The sequence below is a fragment of the Kitasatospora sp. NPDC059327 genome, assembly GCF_042752535.1.
Lineage (GTDB): Bacteria > Actinomycetota > Actinomycetes > Streptomycetales > Streptomycetaceae > Kitasatospora.
In genome coordinates this window covers 62,623-79,901 of the sequence record NZ_JBHYYB010000006.1, presented here as the reverse complement: position 1 = coordinate 79,901, position 17,279 = coordinate 62,623, and the positions used below count along the sequence as shown (strand labels likewise).

At 72.7% G+C, this 17,279-nt stretch carries 16 protein-coding genes and 1 tRNA gene; 3 read left to right on the top strand and 14 right to left on the bottom strand.

The window, feature by feature from the left end; translation table 11 throughout:
* Positions 1 to 54 precede the first annotated feature (54 nt).
* The 3 genes from ACFXHB_RS06030 to ACFXHB_RS06020 all read right to left on the bottom strand — a co-directional run bounded on the left by ACFXHB_RS06030 (position 55) and on the right by ACFXHB_RS06020 (position 5,621).
* Positions 55 to 1,581: a hypothetical protein gene (locus ACFXHB_RS06030; protein WP_380572466.1), complete on the bottom strand. Its 1,527-nt coding sequence runs from the start codon at positions 1,579 to 1,581 to the stop codon at positions 55 to 57.
* 67 nt (positions 1,582 to 1,648) lie between these two features.
* Positions 1,649 to 3,157 carry a GT4 family glycosyltransferase PelF gene (gene pelF, locus ACFXHB_RS06025; RefSeq protein ID WP_380572465.1) on the bottom strand — a complete coding sequence of 503 codons (1,509 nt, stop codon included), beginning with the start codon at positions 3,155 to 3,157 and terminating at the stop codon, positions 1,649 to 1,651.
* A 106-nt stretch (positions 3,158 to 3,263) separates the two neighbouring features.
* Positions 3,264 to 5,621 carry a hypothetical protein gene (locus tag ACFXHB_RS06020; protein WP_380572463.1) on the bottom strand — a complete coding sequence of 786 codons (2,358 nt, stop codon included), beginning with the start codon at positions 5,619 to 5,621 and terminating at the stop codon, positions 3,264 to 3,266.
* Positions 5,622 to 6,031: 410 nt separating this feature from the next.
* Here ACFXHB_RS06020 and ACFXHB_RS06015 point away from each other — a divergent pair, with 410 nt between their 5' ends.
* Entirely contained in the window at positions 6,032 to 7,030 is a 999-nt protein-coding gene (locus ACFXHB_RS06015; protein ID WP_380572461.1) for a tyrosine-protein phosphatase, read from the top strand.
* A gap of 33 nt (positions 7,031 to 7,063) precedes the next feature.
* Here the strand turns inward: ACFXHB_RS06015 and ACFXHB_RS06010 are convergent, their stop codons facing one another.
* From ACFXHB_RS06010 to ACFXHB_RS05975, 8 genes are all read right to left on the bottom strand, one after another.
* Positions 7,064 to 7,981 (bottom strand): RNA polymerase sigma factor SigF, encoded by a 918-nt coding sequence (locus tag ACFXHB_RS06010; RefSeq protein WP_380572460.1) that lies wholly within the window; start codon positions 7,979 to 7,981, stop codon positions 7,064 to 7,066.
* A gap of 190 nt (positions 7,982 to 8,171) precedes the next feature.
* Complete coding sequence (locus tag ACFXHB_RS06005; RefSeq protein ID WP_380572459.1) at positions 8,172 to 9,170, bottom strand: RNA polymerase sigma factor SigF; 999 nt, start codon at positions 9,168 to 9,170, stop codon at positions 8,172 to 8,174.
* A 266-nt stretch (positions 9,171 to 9,436) separates the two neighbouring features.
* On the bottom strand, positions 9,437 to 9,730 hold the full coding sequence (locus ACFXHB_RS06000; RefSeq protein ID WP_380572457.1) for a Dabb family protein: 294 nt from the start codon (positions 9,728 to 9,730) through the stop codon (positions 9,437 to 9,439).
* Between the two features lie 81 nt (positions 9,731 to 9,811).
* Positions 9,812 to 9,976 (bottom strand): hypothetical protein, encoded by a 165-nt coding sequence (locus tag ACFXHB_RS05995; protein ID WP_199926184.1) that lies wholly within the window; start codon positions 9,974 to 9,976, stop codon positions 9,812 to 9,814.
* A gap of 478 nt (positions 9,977 to 10,454) precedes the next feature.
* A tRNA-Ser gene (locus tag ACFXHB_RS05990) sits at positions 10,455 to 10,544 on the bottom strand.
* Between the two features lie 69 nt (positions 10,545 to 10,613).
* A complete protein-coding gene (gene tadA, locus ACFXHB_RS05985; protein WP_380572455.1) occupies positions 10,614 to 11,129 on the bottom strand; it encodes a tRNA adenosine(34) deaminase TadA in 516 nt (171 codons plus the stop codon).
* Positions 11,130 to 11,169: 40 nt separating this feature from the next.
* Positions 11,170 to 11,733: a tRNA adenosine deaminase-associated protein gene (locus ACFXHB_RS05980; protein ID WP_380572454.1), complete on the bottom strand. Its 564-nt coding sequence runs from the start codon at positions 11,731 to 11,733 to the stop codon at positions 11,170 to 11,172.
* 232 nt (positions 11,734 to 11,965) lie between these two features.
* Positions 11,966 to 12,202 carry a hypothetical protein gene (locus ACFXHB_RS05975; RefSeq protein WP_380572452.1) on the bottom strand — a complete coding sequence of 79 codons (237 nt, stop codon included), beginning with the start codon at positions 12,200 to 12,202 and terminating at the stop codon, positions 11,966 to 11,968.
* A 184-nt stretch (positions 12,203 to 12,386) separates the two neighbouring features.
* Here ACFXHB_RS05975 and upp point away from each other — a divergent pair, with 184 nt between their 5' ends.
* Positions 12,387 to 13,022, top strand: a complete 636-nt coding sequence (upp, locus tag ACFXHB_RS05970) for a uracil phosphoribosyltransferase (RefSeq protein ID WP_380572450.1) — start codon at positions 12,387 to 12,389, stop codon at positions 13,020 to 13,022.
* A 100-nt stretch (positions 13,023 to 13,122) separates the two neighbouring features.
* Here upp and ACFXHB_RS05965 read toward each other — a convergent pair whose 3' ends face one another.
* Positions 13,123 to 13,773, bottom strand: coding sequence for a LytR C-terminal domain-containing protein (locus ACFXHB_RS05965; RefSeq protein WP_380572665.1), 651 nt, complete (start codon positions 13,771 to 13,773; stop codon positions 13,123 to 13,125).
* Positions 13,774 to 14,022: 249 nt separating this feature from the next.
* Positions 14,023 to 14,319 carry a type II toxin-antitoxin system VapB family antitoxin gene (locus tag ACFXHB_RS05960; protein WP_030061387.1) on the bottom strand — a complete coding sequence of 99 codons (297 nt, stop codon included), beginning with the start codon at positions 14,317 to 14,319 and terminating at the stop codon, positions 14,023 to 14,025.
* A 148-nt stretch (positions 14,320 to 14,467) separates the two neighbouring features.
* Here ACFXHB_RS05960 and ACFXHB_RS05955 point away from each other — a divergent pair, with 148 nt between their 5' ends.
* Positions 14,468 to 16,069, top strand: a complete 1,602-nt coding sequence (locus ACFXHB_RS05955) for a helicase HerA-like domain-containing protein (protein WP_380572448.1) — start codon at positions 14,468 to 14,470, stop codon at positions 16,067 to 16,069.
* 17 nt (positions 16,070 to 16,086) lie between these two features.
* On the opposite strand, the gene ACFXHB_RS05950 is transcribed toward ACFXHB_RS05955, so the two are convergent.
* A complete protein-coding gene (locus ACFXHB_RS05950; protein ID WP_380572446.1) occupies positions 16,087 to 17,253 on the bottom strand; it encodes a hypothetical protein in 1,167 nt (388 codons plus the stop codon).
* Between the last annotated feature and the right edge of the window lie 26 nt (positions 17,254 to 17,279).

Sequence of the window (17,279 nt, the reverse complement as noted above, 5' to 3'; positions counted from 1 at the left end):
GTGGTGACCCAGCGCTGGTGGTTCAGTGGTGCGTGGTGCGTGGTGCTCGGTGGTTCAGCGGTGCTTGGTGGTGCGGCCGAGCACGGGCCCGGCGATGGCGGTGAGGACGGCGGCCGCGGCCCCGCAGCCGATCAGCTGCAGGACGGTCGGGTCCACACCGGTCAGCAGTCCGGCGCACTCGGCGCCCGCGGCTGCCAGACAGATCAGGGCGGTGCTCCAGCTGAACCCGAAGGCGTTCAGCAGCAGCGCCAGCCAGAGTGAGCCGCCGAGCAGCAGCAGCGCGCCGAGCTCCGGGACCCCGAGCGCCGGGGCGCCGGGCCAGAGCACGGTGGCGGCGGCGTCCAGCGCGGCCACGGTGGTGAGGTAGATGAACAGGCAGCCGAGCAGGACACCGCCGGTGCGGCGGGCGAACGCGGCGGGGGTGTGGCTGATCCGCAGCCCGGCGACGGCCATCGCCCGGTAGCGGAAGAGGAGCCACTCGGCGAGTCCGAGGCTGAGCGTCAGCGCGATCATGGCCGGCCCCGTCGGGCTGGCTGACGCGCCCTCCGCGGCGCCGGTCCGGACCGCCTGGTGCACGGTGGTGCCGAGGCCGGCGATCATCGTGAGGGTGCCGACGGCCAGGCCGAACAGCAGGTGCGGCAGTTCCTGGCCGAGCGGGAGCTTCAGCACGGTGGCGTCCTGCTCGCTGCGCAGGCAGCGGACGATCTCCCGGCCGGCCAGTCCGACCGCGAGCCCGAGCGAGGCCAGCAGCACGATCGTCCGGACGAGTTGCGGCACGTCCACGGCCAGCACCACGCCCGCGCCGATCGCGGACGGGGCCAGGGCGACCAGCAGGAACTTCTCCCGCCCGAGCACCAGCAGGACGGTGGCCGCCGCCAGATAGCCGGACTGCCCGGCGGCGAAGCAGAGCGCGCCGAGCGGACCGCCGATCACGTACCCGGCCGCCGCCGCGACCAGCGCGCCCAGCGGCGCGCCCACGGCCAGGCAGATCCCGGCCGCGCGACGCCGGCCGCGGCCCAGCCAGGCGTACGAGCGGTGCGCCAGCGCCTGGTTCCAGGACCAGCTGACCAGGGTGGCGACGGAGAGCGCGAGCATCCCGGAGGGGAGGCCGAAGCGCATCCGGGTGGCCGCGAACAGGTTCGCGCCGAGCAGGTAGCCGAGACCGGGCAGGGCGAACACCAGGCCGCGCACGACGCACCGCCAGGGGTCGGCCCGCCAGGGGTTGGCGAACTCGGAGCTCGGGCCCGGGTAGCGGCGCTGGACCTTCTCGAACAGCTCCTCGGCGACGGTGAACGCGTCGGGGCGGCCGTACAGCAGCCCGGCCTGCTCGTCGGAGAGGCCGTCGGACTCCAGGAACGCCGCGATCTCGTAGGGGTGGACCGCGTCGGCGCAGACGTCGGCGAGCCGCTCGGCGAGCTCGTCCAGCGGGTCCGCGGAGAGCTCCAGCTGCTCCTCGGGCTGGGGCCGCTGCGCGGGCAGCACGGGCCGGCGGCGCCCCCGCGGGAGGGTGCGCAGCTGGACGGTCTGCTCGGCCCAGTCGGGGCCGGCCTCGTCGGGTACCAGGCGCAGCGGGCCGCTCATCCGGCCACCTCGTTCACGGTGCGCGCGCCGCGCTCGGCGGCCGCCCCGCGGCACACGGTTCGGTCGTTCACGCGCCCACCTCGCTGCGTTCGGTGACGGAGACGGGTTCGTCCCAGTCCGTTCCGGGGGCCCCGTCGGCCACGGCGACCACGCCGTTCGGCAGCCAGCGGGAGGTGCCCAGCAGCTCGGTGTAGATGCCGCGGAAGCCGTCGATGTTCTGGCGGAGCGTGAACTGCTCGATCACCCGCAGCCGGGCCTGCTCGCCGAGCCGGGCCCGGCGCTCCGGGTCGCGCAGCAGCTCGATGGCGGCGGCCGCCATCGGTTCGGGCTCGCGCGGCGGGACGACCAGGCCGGTGTCGCCGACGGCCTCGCGCACGCCGCCCACGTCGGTCGAGACGGTGGAGCGGCCGCAGGACATCGCTTCGATCAGGGTGAACGGGAAGCCCTCGCTGATGCTGGAGAGCATCACCACGTTCCCCGCCGCGTACGCGTCGGTGATGTCCGCGACGCGGCCTTCGAAGGCCACCGAGTCGGCGACGCCGAGCTCGGCGGCCAGGGCTATGCACTGGTCGCGGTAGCCCTCGCCGCCCTTGGGCGTACCGCCGAACAGCCGCAGCCGCGCGTCGGGTATCTCGGCCCGCACGATCGCGAAGGCGCGGATCAGCGTCTCCAGGTCCTTGATCGGGTCGACCCGGCCGGCCCAGCTGAGCGTGGGCGTCGAGGGCTCCGGCCCGGCGGGCGGGAAGGCCGCCGGGTCCACGCCGTTGTAGACGGTCCGGATGTGCGCGGACGGCGTGCCGCCGCGCTCCTCCCAGCGCCGGTTGTACCGGTTGCCGGGGGTGACCAGCGCGGCCCGCCGGTAGCTCTCCTCGGCGAGCATCCGGTAGAAGCCCAGCAGCAGCGCCTTGACCGGCCAGCGGTAGGGGCCGGTGCGGTAGCCGAGGTAGCGCTCGCGCAGGTAGATGCCGTGCTCGGTGAGGAGAAACGGTACGCCGAACTGCTGCGAGGCGATCAGCCCGGGCAGGGTGGCCAGGCCGCCGCTCGCGGCGTGCGCGACGCCGTCCTGCGGCGGCTCGACCGACAGCGGGCGCAGCGCGTGCTCCAGCAGGTCGGTGGCGTTGAGCGCGTCGTGCAGCGTGGGCCGGGAGACGGCGGTGGAGAGGTAGTCACGGGTCCAGACGTGCTGGAGGGTGCGCAGGGCGCGTTCGCTGCGCAGCGCCGGGCTGAGCAGCCCGTGGCGGGCGAGGTCGGCGAAGCCGTACAGCTCGGTGCCGAAGTGTGTGGTGTAGACCGGGTCCAGGATGGAGTGCAGGAAGCGCTCGTAGGCGTTGAGGAAGCGGCGCATTTCGCGGCCGCGGGGCGGTCTGCCGTCGCCGGCGGGGCCCCAGAGCGGCGCGGTCGTGACGGACCGCACGTTGGCGGGAAGCTCCCAGGCCAACGGTTCGTGGCCGGTTCCGGTGACGGCGATGACGTCGAAGTCGACGTCCGGCATGCCCTGGACGAGCTGGTCGCACCAGACGCTCACGCCGCCGTGCTGGTGCGGGTACGTCCCCTCGGTGAGCAGGGTGACGCGCATTCCTGTCCCCCCTCCTGTCCTTGCGTCAAGCGCCCGGCCTGGACGGCCGGGCCCGGTGGCCGGTGGCGGGGCGGGCCGTCGCCCGTCCCACCACCGGTGTCACCTGTTAGCGGGTGCCGGACTGGCCGGCGGTCTTCTTGGTCGGGTCGGCCTTCCCCCCGGAGGCCTTGCCGTTCTGGGCGCCGTTCTTGGCGGTGCCCTTGGTGCTGCTCTTGCCGGCCGTGACGCCCTTGCCCGGAACCGGGACCCCGCTGCCGGGGACCAGCGTCGGGGCGTCGGTCCGGGCGGTGTCGCTCGGGCCGGCCGGGACGGCGTCGGCGGTGCCCTGGGGCACGACCTTCTTGTCGGCCGGCGCCGGGGCGGTGAGCGTCTTGGCGGTGTTCGGCGCGGCGGCCGGAGCCGCCGGGGTGACCGCGGCGGCCAGCTTCAGCTGGACGTTGCTCTGCAGCGCTCCGGGCTTCACCCAGCCGGACAGCGTACCGGCGTAGGCGGTGCCGAACGCGGCCGACCCGATGGCGAGCTTCTGGGTGGTGCCGGTCGGCATGGTCGCCTGGACCTGGACGCCGGCCGGCGCGTTCACCGTGACGGTGTCGCCGACCCGGTAGGCGCTGACCTGGCCGGCCGCGAGGGCCGTGTTCCAGGCCGCGCGCCGCTGGAACTCGGCGCCGATGTCCTTCTGCGCCAGGTTCACGATCGGCGCGTTGTCGGCGTGCAGCGCGCGGTAGGTGGAGAGGACCTTCTCCAGCACCGGGTAGACGATCCGGTCCTCGGACAGGTTCGACTGGTGGATGAAGTGCGGTCGCGGGTCGTTGCTCAGCACGTGGCCGAGGTCGATCCGGGCCTCCAGCGGCACGATGTACGACTGGTAGCCGGTGTTGACGTCCAGCGGCGTCGGCAGGCAGGTGGAGTTGGCGTTGTTCTCGCAGACCCCGCTGCCACCGTTGGCCACGCTGGTGTAGATCCAGTTGTACTCGTCCGTCTCCTCCTTCGCCGTGGCGGCGTTGTAGAAGACGTTCATCGGGTACCGCGGCACGGTCAGCACGGACGAGCCGACGGCCCGCTGGGCGGACTCGCGGGAGGCGTCGCTGGCCGTCCACTTGACCCCGTTGGCGACCAGCGAGGGCGCCAGGTACGGGTTGTCGCTGGTCTCCTGCGGGGCGGTCAGCAGACCGGAGTGCTCACCGGTGACCAGCTCGGTCTTGTCGATGTGCAGGTTGCGCGCCGCGGCCCAGTCGATGTTGTTCTTGACCTGGGACGTGATGGTGGCCTGGTCGACCCAGACGGTGTTCCCGGCGGTGTCCTTCGTGCACTTCCACGGCACCACCGAGACGTCCTGCAGGCAGCCCAGGTACGGGTGCGTGTAGGTGTGGTTGATCCACCGGTAGCTGTTCTGGTCGGCGACCATCTGGTCCACCACCGGGTCGGTGGTGACGGAGTGGTCGGCCTTCCAGTCCTCGCTGCCGCCGCCGTTGAACACCATGTCCATGGTGAAGTTGTTGGCGGTCTGCCACTGCTTGGCGTACTGCGCGTCGGCGACCGTCATCCGGATCGGGTTGGCCGTCTCGGGGGTGCCGGGCGGGCAGGTCACGTCACCGGGGGTGCACTTCAGCACGGTGTCCCAGCGGTCGTCCGCCAGGAAGACGTCGTCCACGTGGGCCGCGAAGTAGTTGCGGTCGTAGCCGAGGTGGACGCCCTGGGTTATCCAGTCGACTATGCCGCGCGCCAGCAGCCGGTACTGCTGCTGGTACTGGTTGTAGACGAAGGTGACGACCAGTTCCTTGCGGCCGTCGTGGGTGTACTCGCCGACCAGCGAGCCCTTGGTGGTGGTGCCCGGGATGGTCGTCTCGACCAGCGGGGTGAAGCTGGCACCGGCCGGCAGGGTGGTCAGCGGGGTGGCGAGGAAGCCGTAGCTCTCGCCGATCGCGGGGTCGTTGTCCTCGAACGGGACACTGCCCTTGAGGTAGCCGAACGGGCCCGCGAGGCCGGCCGCGGAGACCTGCCCCTCGAAACCGTCCAGGCTGCCCATGTAGCCGGGGTTGGCGGCGTAGTTCAGGCCGACCTCCGGCCTGGCGTAGGTGTACGCGTCGACCTGGCGCACGCCGAACGCGGCCTCGTAGGCGGCGATCGCCGCCATCTCGGCCGAGCCGGCCTCGAACGGGTTGTCGTTGGGCAGCACGATGCCCTGGAACTTGCCGCGCGGCTGCCCGTTGAGGCTGTCACTGAGGAAGGCCGCGTTGATCACCGGACGTCCGGTGTCATTGAGGTCGACGAGCTTGTACGGGGTGCCCTGGCTCTTCAGCTCGGCGGCGATGGCCGCCGAGGCGGGACCACCGTCGCTGATCACCAGGACCGTGAGGTCGATCCTGGGCGCCGTGGTGGCACCGTGTGCGAGGGACGACTGCAGGCCACCGGCCAGCAGGACTGCCGCCGCGCAGGCGGCAACTCTTCGGGTCGCTCGACCCATGTGTGTTCCTCCCCTGGGCAGGGCGCTTCGCTGCTCGGCGTGGCCTGCCCGGTCGCTGTTCGCGGGCAGCAGGCTGCCCGGCGCCCATCCTGGTGGAGACTCCGCACCGATTGGGACCAAATGGGCAGGAGTGCAGCGAATCTGTTACCAACGTTCATGGCGATGCCACGAAGGCGCTGATTGTGACCGGAAGAGCACCTGTTACGCAAATAATGAATTGAGAATTAAAAACCGCGCCTGAGCGTTACTGCTGGTCACCGACCGTACGGCTGTGGCAGTCCTGCCGCGCCCTACACTGGCGGCTCGCGCATGACACTCTTGCACATCCCCCTGTTCCGTCGGGCAGGTTCATGCAATATCGCGTCGGGTTGTGCCATGGCACAGTCCGAATATCCAATGGAGGCCGCCGCGTGACCGAGCAGCAGACCGAGACCGCCGCAATCGAGGCCCCCGGGAAAGCCGCGCGGACGTCGACGGGCGGTCACCTGGCGGACACCCGGGAAGGGGCGCCGGGGGGCGCCGGGGAGGTCGCCCAGCAGGCCCGGAGCCTCGGTCTGGGCGGCGCCGTCAACGCCCGTGACCTCGGCGGCTACCGGACCGCCGACGGGCGGGTGCTGCGGCACGGCGTCGCGCTGCGCAGCGACGGCCTCAACCGGCTCACCGACCGGGACCTCGATCTGCTCGCGGCCCTCGGCCTGCGCCAGGTCGTCGACCTGCGCAGCCTCGACGAGGTCCGGGAGGCGGGCCCGGACCGGGTCCGCGGCCTGCCGGTCGCCGCGATCGCGGCCGCCGAGCTGTCCGCCGCGCCGATCACCGTCGAGCGCACCGACCCGGACGGCGTGACCCTGCACCACCTGCCGGTCTTCGCGGCGGATTTCGACATCTACGTCGCGCTGCGCGACGCCCTGGCCGACCGCAGCCCGGAGAAGCAGCACGCCCTGCTCGGCGACGGCCGGGCCGCCGCCATGATGACCGGCCTCTACCGCTGGTTCGTGACCGACCGGGTGGCCCGCGAACGGTTCGCCACCGTCCTGCGCCTGCTGGCCGCCCCGGAGGGGGCGCCGCTGCTGTTCCACTGCTCGGCCGGCAAGGACCGCACCGGCTGGACGGCGGCCCTCCTGCTCACCGCCCTCGGGGTGGACCGCGAGACGGTCTTCGCCGACTACCTGCTCACCAACGAGCGCTCCGCCGAGATCGTCGAGAACATCGTGGACAGCTTCGGCACCCGCGGTCTGATGCGTGAGCCGGAGCTGCTGCTCCCGGTGTTCCGGGCGGAGCGCCGGTACCTGGAGGCGGCCTTCGAGGAGGTCGCGGCCGGCTGGACCGACTTCGAGGCGTTCTGGCAGGACGGCCTGGGTCTGGACGACGCCGTGCTGGCGGGCCTGCGGGCCAACCTGCTCGCGCCCTGACCCGCCCCGACCGGCCCGGCCCCGGGCTCCCGCTCAGCCCTCGCTGATCAGGCCCTCACGCAGCTGCGTGAGGGTCTTGGTCAGCAGCCGGGAGACGTGCATCTGGGAGATGCCGATCTCCTCGCCGATCTGCGACTGGGTGAGGTTGCCGAAGAACCGCAGCATGATGATCCGGCGCTCGCGCGGCGGCAGCTTGGCCAGCAGCGGCTTCAGCGACTCGCGGTACTCCACGCCCTCCAGCGCGAGGTCCTCGTAGCCGAGCCGCTCGGCCAGCGGGCCGTCGCCGTCCTCCTCGCCGGGGCTGGAGTCCAGGGAGCTGGCGGTGTAGGCGTTGCCGACCGCGAGGCCCTCGACCACGTCCTCCTCGCTGACGCCGAGGCAGGCGGCCAGCTCGGCGACGGTGGGGGAGCGGTCCAGCTTCTGGGCGAGGTCGTCGCCGGCCTTGGTGAGCGCCAGCCGCAGCTCCTGGAGCCGCCGGGGCACCCGGACCGACCAGCTGGTGTCCCGGAAGAAGCGCTTGATCTCGCCGACCACGGTCGGCATCGCGAAGGTGGGGAACTCCACCCCGCGCTCCGGGTCGAACCGGTCGATCGCCTTGATCAGGCCGATCGTGCCGACCTGGACGATGTCCTCCATCGGCTCGTTGCGGCTGCGGAACCGCGCGGAGGCGTACCGGACCAGCGGCAGGTTGAGCTCGATCAGGGTGTCGCGGACGTAGGTGTGCTCCTCGCTGCCGGCCTCCAGCGCGGCGAGCCGCAGGAAGAGCGAGCGGGACAGCGTCCGGGTGTCCAGCCCGGGGCCCGGTGGCGCCTGCGGCGCGGCCGCCGCGGGGCCGGTCTCGGCGACGGACGGCGCGTCCGGGCCCCGCTGGAGCGGGATCCGGTCGACGGCGACCGCGGTGCCATGGGCCTGACCAGCGTGGATCTCCGCAGTGCCCAGGTCTCCGGACATGCACCCACCCCCTTGTGACTGACAGTTGAACGGATTCCGTCGCGCGGTGGTTCCCGAGGACGCCCTCCCCCTGCATACCGGAACACAGTCCCCGGCAAACCCGAAGGTCGCAAGACGTCACGCGGCGGTAACGCGGAGCAATCCCGGCCGGGTCGGTCGGTTCACGCGGTTCTGTCCGGGATTGTGACGGTCAGTCTTCCCAGGAATTGCCGGTCCGAAGCCTGGTCAGGATGCGCGAGAGCAGCCGCGACACGTGCATCTGCGACATCCCCAGCTCGGTGCTGATCTGTGACTGTGTCAGATTGGCGAAGAACCGCAGCATCACGATCCGTCGCTCCCGCTCCGGCAGCTGGACGAGCAGGTGGCGGACCATGTCCCGGTGCTCGACCTCGGCCAGTGCCGAGTCCTCGTAGCCGAGCCGGTCCAGCAGGGCGAGCCCGCCCTCGTGCTCCTGGGCGGCCTCCAGGGAGGCCGCGTTGTACGCCCGGCCGGCGTCCAGGCAGGCCCGGACGTCCTCCTCCGGGATGCGCAGGCTGGCGGCGATCTCGGGCACCTTGGGGGCCCGGCCGTGCGCCACCGTCAGCTCCTCCATGGCACCGCTGACCTGTACCCAGAGCTCCTGCAGCCGGCGCGGGACGTGCATGGTGCGGACGTTGTCGCGGAAGTAGCGTTTGATCTCGCCGAGGATGGTCGGCAGCGCGTAGGTCGGGAACTGCACCCCGCGGTTCGGGTCGAACCGGTCGATCGCGTTGATCAGGCCGATCGTGCCGACCTGGACGACGTCCTCCATCGGCTCGCTGCGGCTGCGGAAGCGGGTGGCCGCGTACCGGACCAGCGGGATGTTGACCTCGATCAGCGCGGCCCGGACCCGTTCCCGCTCGGGGGCGTCCGGGGGCAGCTCGGCGAGCCGCTCGAACAGCACCCGGGTCAGCGTCCGGACGTCCACCACCGGGCGGCCGCCGGGGCCGCGCAGACCGTCCGGCCGGAGTTCGCCGGCCGGGCCGATCACGGTGGCCAGCACCTCGTCCCCGGGCGGGGGCGCCGGGCGTTCGGCGTCCGGCGGGGCGGCCTGCGCCGGGGCCTGTGCCGGGGTCTGGACGGCGGTCGGCACGACGGCCTCCGCGATGGTCTGCCCGGCGGCCGGACCGGTGCCGGTATCCGGCGCACTCCCTGGTGTCCGCACGGACACGTCACCCCTCCCAAAGTCGACAACGGTGGACTCGCGGACCGGGTGTCGCGTCTCGATTCACCACCTCGCCATGTCCGGCAAAACCGGTCATAGCATCACAAGGTGGGCGCAGGTCGGGCAAGCACCGAGGGGAGGTGTGTTGGTGCTGTGCCGGTGCTCCGCGGGGCCTCCCGGCGACCCGGCCGGGGGGCGTTTCGGGGCAACGAGAGGCGCCCCGCCCGGGTCTCGGGCGGGGCGCCTGGGGCTGTCCGGGGGATGTCCCGGGATCAGACCTCGATGTCGGCGATCACCCAGGTGGCGAACTCGCGCCACTGGCCGGCCGCGGCCTGGTGGGCCGGGTGGGTGAGGTAGGCCTGTAGCGCCGTACGGTCCTCGACCAGGCTGTTGATCGCGTAGTCGTGGGCGATGTCGCGCTCGGTGGTGTTCCAGCCGCACTCCCACTCGCGCAGCTCGGGGATGACCGGACCGAGCGCCTCGAAGGCCGTGGCGCCGGCGAGCGCGCGCTCGTCGTCCTTGCTGACGCCTTCGTTGAGCTTGAACAGGACCAGATGCCGGATCACGATGCCGCTCCTCGCGGACGGGGGTTGAGGGTCCCGCTCACCGTAGTCGGTGCCGCCGGGGGCGAACGACCGCCCCCGGGGTCACTTCACCAGGCCGGTCATGAAGGTGCCGACGGCCTTGGCGGCGTTCGAGATGCCCTCGAACCCCAGTTGGACGAGCTCGGCCGCGCGGGCGGGCGAGGTGATGATCGTGTAGAGCACGAAGATGAGCAGGAGGACCATGCCGATCTTCTTCGCCTGCGCCATCCGGTGACTTCCTCCCTGCTGTGGGCCGCCGCCATTCGGTCCCCGAGCGGTCCTCTGCACGGGGCAGCTTATCCACCGGACGGCCCATCAAGTGTGCGACGCGTTCACCCGGCGGGACGAAGGTCCCCGCGAGTGGGGCCTTTCTCCGGGTGCCCCGGCGCGGGCCGTCGAGCAGGATGGGTGATGTGCCGAGGATCTGGCAGGAATCCCCGGCACGTGGATCCGGAGCTCCCCGCTGTGGGACCGGCCGCCGCGACTTCCCCCCGACGCGGCGCCGGTTGTGGGACTCCGCCGGGGGAGCGGTTGGTCCCCCGAGCCGCTCCCCCTCCAGGCTCCGTACTCGCCGGGCGTTGGTGGTCATCAGCCCCGAGTGCGGAGCTTTTCCGCGTCCGGACCCCGAGGGCGGAGCTTTCCGCGTCCGGGGGTGTGCGGGAACGACGAGGGCCCCGACCGTTCCCGGTCGGGGCCCTCGTGTCGCTGGCGGTAGCGGTGGGATTCGAACCCACGGTGAAGTTGCCCCCACACACGCTTTCGAGGCGTGCTCCTTTGGCCGCTCGGACACGCTACCGAGGGGAACTCTACCGGACGGGTGGCGCGGTCACGAAATCCGTATCGGGACGGCGCCCGGCGGCCCGGTTCAGCGGTGGGTGCCGAAGAAGGCGCGGAGCTGCTCGCCGCACTCGTCGGCGAGGACGCCCGGGATCACCTCGGGGCGGTGGTTGAGCCGGCGGTCGCGCATCACGTCGAAGAGCGAGCCGGCGGCGCCGGCCTTCTCGTCGAGGGCGCCGTAGACCACCCGGTCGATCCGGGAGAGCACGAGGGCGCCCGCGCACATGGTGCAGGGCTCCAGGGTGACCACCAGGGTGCAGCCGCTGAGCCGCCACTCCCCGCGGGCGGCGGCGGCTTCGCGGACGGCGACCACCTCGGCGTGCGCGGTCGGGTCGCCGACCGCCTCGCGCGCGTTGTGGCCGCGTCCGATCACCTCGCCGTCCGGGTCCAGGACGAGCGCCCCGACCGGGACGTCCCCGGTGGCCGGCGCCAGGGCGGCCTCGGCGATGGCGAGGCGCATCGGCGCCGCCCAGCGGTCGCGGACCGGGTCGGGGCGGACGGGGGCGGGGAGCGGGGCTATCTGGCGGACGGGCGCGGACTGCATGGCATCCAGTGTCCGGCATCCGGCGACGGGCACCGGCCCGCTACCGGACGGCCTCCAGGATCTCGCCGCAGCCGAGGGCCTCGGCGATCTCCTCCAGGGCGTCGCCCGGGACCGCGCCCTCACCGCTGAGGGCGAGCAGTTCCTCGGACGGGAGGCCGAACTCGGTGAGCAGGTGGGCGTCGCCGAGCGGGCCGACCGGGACGCCGCCGTGCGCGTCCTCCTCCTCGTCCTCCTGCTCCGCCGCCGCCTCGTCCTCCAGCTCGGCGACCAGGTTGTCGAGGTCGCCGAACTCGCTCTCGCCGGCCTGGTCGACCAGCTCGTCGGTGAGGACCGAGCCGTAGCTGCTGCGGGCGGCGGCGGCGCCGTCCGACACGAAGATCCGCGGGTCCTCCTCGCCGTCCACCCGGACGATGGCGAACCAGACGTCCTCCTGTTCGATGAAGACCAGGACGCTGTCGTCGTCCTGGGCGGCCTCGCGGGCCAGATCGGCCAGATCGGCCAGGGTTTCGACGTCGTCGAGTTCCGTCTCGCTCACATCCCACCCGTCCTCGGTGCGAGCAAGCACTGCAGCGAAGTACGCCACCAGGGACACTCCCAAGATCATCGGTCTCGGCTCGGCGCTCCGGGCAACGCGAAATCTGGCCGCCCCCGCGCCAGAGGCGGCCCGCTGTTCGGACCGTCCCATCGGAATCGTGACAGAAAGCCCGGCTTTGCGGGGGGTGTTCGGCAGCGCGTCTTCGCAGGTCGTGTCGGAAGGGTTGGCCGGGGGCCGGTGAACGGGCGCCGGTGGCGCCGGGTGCGCGCCGCCGGCCGGTCGGAGGAGCGCCGTGGGCCCGTCAGATCCGGAAGGTTCGCATCCGCATCGCTTCGCGCATCCGTCTTTCCTTGGTGCGCCGGGGCTGGACCCGCTCCCGCAGTTCGCGTGCCTCGGCGAGTTCGCGGAGGAACACCGTCCGCCGCTTGCGGCGCTCCGCCTCGGTCTCCGGTTGGTCCGGGGGCAGGCCCGAGTGCCCGCCCGACGGGCCCGTGGGCCCGCCCGCCGAGCCGTCCCCGGTCCTCGGGTTGCTCGTCATAGGACCTGACTTTCCCAGATCGGCCGGATTGATACCACAGGAGGACGTTCTGCCCGGACATTCGCGGTGCGTCACGGCGTGTCATGTCTGCGTGACCCCGGACGGCCCCGCGCGGGGGCGCGGAGTCGGCCGGGCCGGCCACGGGGTGGCGTACGGGCGCCCGGGGCCGGGCTAACCTCGACATATGCGGATCCACGTCGTCGACCACCCCCTGGTCGCCCACAAGCTCTCCACCCTGCGCGACGAGCGCACCGACTCGCCGACCTTCCGTCGCCTGACCGACGAGCTGGTGACCCTTCTCGCGTACGAGGCGACGCGGGACGTCCGCACCGAGGAGGTGGAGATCACCACGCCCGTGGCGGTCACCACCGGTACCCGGCTGAGCTACCCCCGCCCGCTGGTCGTTCCGATCCTGCGGGCCGGCCTGGGCATGCTCGACGGGATGACCCGGCTGCTGCCCACCGCCGAGGTGGGTTTCCTCGGCATGGTGCGCAACGAGGAGACCCTGGAGGCCTCCACCTACGCCACCCGGATGCCGGACGACCTCTCCGGCCGCCAGGTCTACGTGCTCGACCCGATGCTGGCCACCGGCGGCACGCTGGTCGCCGCGATCAGGATGCTGATCGAGCGGGGCGCCACCGATGTCACCGCCGTGGTGCTGCTGGCCGCGCCCGAGGGCGTCGCGGTGATGGAGGAGGCGCTGGCCGGGCTGCCGGTCACCGTCGTGACCGCCGCCGTCGACGAGCGCCTGAACGAGAACGGCTACATCGTCCCCGGTCTCGGCGACGCGGGCGACCGTCTCTACGGCACCGCGGGCTGAGTCCGCGGGAGCGCGAAGCCCCGGGCGCGGGACGTCCGAGCGTACGAAGAGAGCCCCCCGGCGCGGTGCCGGGGGGCTCTCGTGCGGTGCGGGGGCCGGCTCAGCAGCTGCCGGTGCTGCTCGGTGTCGGGGAGGGCTTGACGGCCAGGGCCAGTGCGGCGGCGGCCTGGGTCTCGTCCAACAGGGTGTTGTAGCTGTCGCCGACCACGACGTCCACGGTGTTGTCGGTCCGGGCGTCCGTGGTGACGGTCGCCCCGGCGATCTGCGAGCTGATCAGCGTGGCGGCGCCGGCGCCGGCCGGGCCGGCGATCACCACGGCGGTGCCGGGGACCTTCTTGTCCAGCTCGGCCGGGGCGTTGCCCTTCTTGTCCACGGTGAAGCCGCGCTTGGTGAACTCGTCGGCGGTCCGTCCGGCCAGGCCGGACTTGGTGGTGGCGTTGAAGACGTTCAGCTTGAAGCCGGCCGGCTGCGGGATGGCGTGCGGATCGCCGGCGGGGGTGTCCGGGGTGGGGGTGGGTGCGGCCAGCGGTTTGCCGGAGGGCGTCGCGCAGGCCTGGGCGGAGGCGTTCTTGCCCTTGCCGGTGAAGATGTCGTAGAGCTGGACGCCGCCGAGCGCGATCAGCGCCAGCGCGAGCAGCGAGCCGATCAGAGCCATGACCTTGCGGCTCTTCTTCGGCGGCCGGCCGAGCCGTGGATAGGCGTTGCCGGTGACGCGGTACTGCTTCCCCTTCAGGCCTTGGGGAGTCAACATGCTCACGGTTTGTCTCCCCCTCGTGCCAGGGCGGGGATCGGGTGACGGATTCGGCCTGGGTGGGCGGCGTTCGCCACGGACTGCGGCCGTAGTCAGCAGATTAGTGCCGTACGGCTGCGAAGGTACTAAACGATCATCATCTGGAGTACGGCGGCACCCGAACGGGGGTACCGGCGAATGCGCGGACCGCCCTCCGGAGGTGGCCGGAAGGCGGTGTCCACGCGGGTGGTGGGGGGCGGGACGGGCCCGTCACTCCATTTCGAGGACGCGGGCGTGCAGCACCTGGCGCTGCTGGAGCGCGGCGCGTACGGCGCGGTGCAGCCCGTCCTCCAGGTAGAGGTCGCCGTGCCACTTCACGACGTGGGCGAAGAGATCGCCGTAGAAGGTCGAGTCCTCCGCGAGGAGGGTCTCCAGATCGAGTTGGCCCTTGGTGGTCACCAGCTGGTCCAGCCGCACCGGACGCGGGGCGACGTCCGCCCACTGGCGGGTGCTGGTCCGGCCGTGATCCGGGTACGGCCGCCCATTGCCGATGCGCTTGAAGATCACACGGAAAGCCTACCGTTTGGGCGGCGGATGGCGCAGCAGCCGCGACCCCGCCACGCGCACCGGCGCGAGCTGCGGGCGGACGATTGCGGCTGTTTCATGGGAAATGTCGCGAACGTCGTTCCTCAGCTCTGCCCCTGGAGAGTGCCCGATGACCACCGACGAGCCGTCGCCCCCCGGTACCGAGCCGCTCCCGCCCGCGGTGCGGGAGATCGCCGAGGGGTACGCCTTCACCGGGCCCGCCCTCGACCTCGGCGCGGTGGTGCTGGACGGCACCGCCCACCGCGGTGCCCAGGTGCGCGTCCCGCTCGCGGTGCTCAACCGGCACGGGCTGGTCGCGGGTGCCACCGGCACCGGCAAGACCAAGACGCTCCAGCTGATCGCCGAACAGCTCTCCGCCCAGGGCGTGCCGGTGTTCCTGGCCGACGTCAAGGGTGATGTCTCCGGGATCTCCGTGCCCGGCGTGCCGAGCGAGCGGACCGCCGCCCGGGCCGCCGAGGTCGGCCAGGACTGGTCCGCGCGGGGCTGCCCGACCGAGTTCTACACGCTGGGCGGCCTGGGCACGGGCATCCCGATCCGAGCCACCGTCACCAGCTTCGGCCCGCTGCTGCTGGCCAAGGTGCTCGACCTGAACGAGACCCAGGAGGCCTCGCTCGGCCTGGTCTTCCACTACGCCGACCGCAACGGCCTGGAGCTGTACGACCTCAAGGACCTCACCGCGGTGATCACCTTCCTCACCTCGCCGGAGGGCAAGGAGGAGCTGAAGGGGATCGGCGGGGTCTCGGCGGCCACCGCGGGAGTGATCCTGCGCTCGCTCACCATGCTGGAGAACGAGGGCGCCGGGGCGTTCTTCGGGGAGCCGGAGTTCGACTCCGCGGAGCTGCTGCGGACGGCGCCGGACGGGCGGGGCCTCGTCTCGGTGCTGGAACTGCCCGCGGTGCAGGACCGGCCGCGGCTCTTCTCCACCTTCCTGATGTGGCTGCTGGCCGACCTCTACCAGGAGCTGCCCGAGGTGGGGGACCTCGACCGGCCCAAGCTGGTGTTCTTCTTCGACGAGGCGCACCTGCTCTTCAAGGGCGCCTCCAAGGCCTTCCTGGAGGCGATCACCCAGACCGTCCGGCTGATCCGCTCCAAGGGCGTCGGGATCTTCTTCGTCACCCAGACGCCGAAGGACGTCCCGGCCGATGTGCTCGGCCAGCTGGGCAACCGGGTGCAGCACGCGCTGCGGGCCTTCACCCCGGACGACGCCAAGGCGCTCAAGGCGACCGTCTCCACCTTTCCGCGCTCCTCCTACGACCTGACGGAGGTGCTGACCTCGCTGGGCACCGGCGAGGCGGTGGTGACGGTGCTCTCGGAGCAGGGCGCGCCGACGCCGGTGGCGGCGACCAGGCTGCGGGCCCCGCGGTCGCTGATGGGCCCGGTCGAGCCGGCCGCGCTGGCGGCGGCGGTGGACGGGTCGGCGCTGGCGGCCCGCTACCGGGACGCGATCGACCGGGAGTCGGCCTACGAGAAGCTCGCCGCCCGGGCGGCCCGGCCGGAGCCGGCCCCGGTGCCGACGGCCGCGCCGGAACCGGCGCCGGGAGGCGGGCAGGCGCGGGGCCCGGACGGGGCGCGCGCCGGGAAGGACGACGCCGGGGTGCTCGGGATGCTGATGAACAACCCGACGCTGAAGTCCTTCGCCCGCTCGGCCGGGTCACAGCTCGGGCGGGAGATCTCGCGCAGCCTGTTCGGGACGAGCCGGCGGCGGCGCTGAGGGAGCCCGCCCGGGACCTACCCGGCCAGCGCGGCGCCGATCCGGTCCAACGAGGAGAGCCGCATCAGGCCGTAGTGGTAGAACTCGACCTCCGGCACGCCCAGCTCGCGGAGCACGGCGATCTTGGCGGCGAGGTTGGCCGGGCCGTCGCAGTCCGAGGCCATCGGGCGCAGGATCACCGCCATGTCCCGCGGGCGGACCCCGTGCAGGGCGAAGGCCGCGATCTTCTCCCGGACGGCCTCCGGCGTGTGCGCGTAGCCGAGCGTCTCGATCTGGTCGGCGGCCTTGGCGAGCGCGGGCAGGTCGATGCCGGAGAGCCAGCCCCGGCCGGGGCCGCCGCCGTCCATGAAGCTGAGCCGCATGCCGTGCCGCCGCGCCTCCTCGGTCACCTCGGCGGCGAGCGAGGTCACGGTCGCGGCGGCGGCGTCGACGTAGGCCGCGACGGCGCCGTCGGCCAGCTCGTCGAGGGCGGCGGGTTCGGCGGCGGCCGCGTCGTCGGCCAGCCGGCGGCGCAGCTCGGCGCGGACGGCGGTCGCCACCTCGTCGGCCGGGACGCCCGCGCGGACGGCGGCGGCGCGGCAGTGGCCGCAGAAGCAGATCCCCAGCAGCGCCTCGGCGACCGGGCCCAGCTCCTCGAAGTAGCGCTCGTGGTGGTAGCCGTGGCGCAGTCCGTGGAAGTGCAGCGATTCGGCCCGGATCGCGTCCACGCCGTACCGGGCCAGCTCGCCGACCAGGGTCACCGCGTACTCGCGGACCTCCGGGGCGGCCGGGCAGAGCTCGGTGAGGTGGCGGTCGCCGAAGGCGTTGGCGGGCGCGCAGTCCGGGTGCTCGAAGCCGAGTCGGTCGTTGTGGCAGAACACCGTCCAGGCGTGCAGCTTCAGCCCGCGGCGCCGGGCCTCGGCGGCGGCCTCGGCGAAGGGGTCGCGGTCGCCGATCGCGGTGGAGGGGGTGGGCCGCAGCCGCCGTCCGGTCCAGCGGGCCGGGTCGGGGCGGAAGTAGGCGGCGCCGGGCTCCAGGTAGCGGATCACCCGGCGCGGGTTGTGCGGGAAGACGTCCCGGGCCTCGTGGTAGACCGAGGCGAGGGTGACGCCGCCGACCCCGGCCCGGTCGGTGAGGTTGCCGAAGAAGGTGTCGGTGCCCTCGTCCAGCAGGTCGGTGGCGAAGGCGAGGACGGACGACTCCACGGTGCGGCTCCGGAGCAGGGGGAAGG

Excerpts from the sequence above, each read along its gene's own strand:
- ACFXHB_RS06030 (WP_380572466.1), bottom strand. The coding sequence starts at position 1,581 with ATGAGCGGCCCGCTGCGCCTGGTACCCGACGAGGCCGGCCCCGACTGG.
- pelF (WP_380572465.1), bottom strand. The coding sequence starts at position 3,157 with ATGCGCGTCACCCTGCTCACCGAGGGGACGTACCCGCACCAGCACGGC.
- ACFXHB_RS06020 (WP_380572463.1), bottom strand. The coding sequence starts at position 5,621 with ATGGGTCGAGCGACCCGAAGAGTTGCCGCCTGCGCGGCGGCAGTCCTG.
- ACFXHB_RS06010 (WP_380572460.1), bottom strand. The coding sequence starts at position 7,981 with ATGTCCGGAGACCTGGGCACTGCGGAGATCCACGCTGGTCAGGCCCAT.
- ACFXHB_RS05995 (WP_199926184.1), bottom strand. The coding sequence starts at position 9,976 with ATGGCGCAGGCGAAGAAGATCGGCATGGTCCTCCTGCTCATCTTCGTG.
- tadA (WP_380572455.1), bottom strand. The coding sequence starts at position 11,129 with ATGCAGTCCGCGCCCGTCCGCCAGATAGCCCCGCTCCCCGCCCCCGTC.
- ACFXHB_RS05980 (WP_380572454.1), bottom strand. The coding sequence starts at position 11,733 with ATGATCTTGGGAGTGTCCCTGGTGGCGTACTTCGCTGCAGTGCTTGCT.
- ACFXHB_RS05975 (WP_380572452.1), bottom strand. The coding sequence starts at position 12,202 with ATGACGAGCAACCCGAGGACCGGGGACGGCTCGGCGGGCGGGCCCACG.
- upp (WP_380572450.1), top strand. The coding sequence starts at position 12,387 with ATGCGGATCCACGTCGTCGACCACCCCCTGGTCGCCCACAAGCTCTCC.
- ACFXHB_RS05965 (WP_380572665.1), bottom strand. The coding sequence starts at position 13,773 with ATGTTGACTCCCCAAGGCCTGAAGGGGAAGCAGTACCGCGTCACCGGC.
- ACFXHB_RS05955 (WP_380572448.1), top strand. The coding sequence starts at position 14,468 with ATGACCACCGACGAGCCGTCGCCCCCCGGTACCGAGCCGCTCCCGCCC.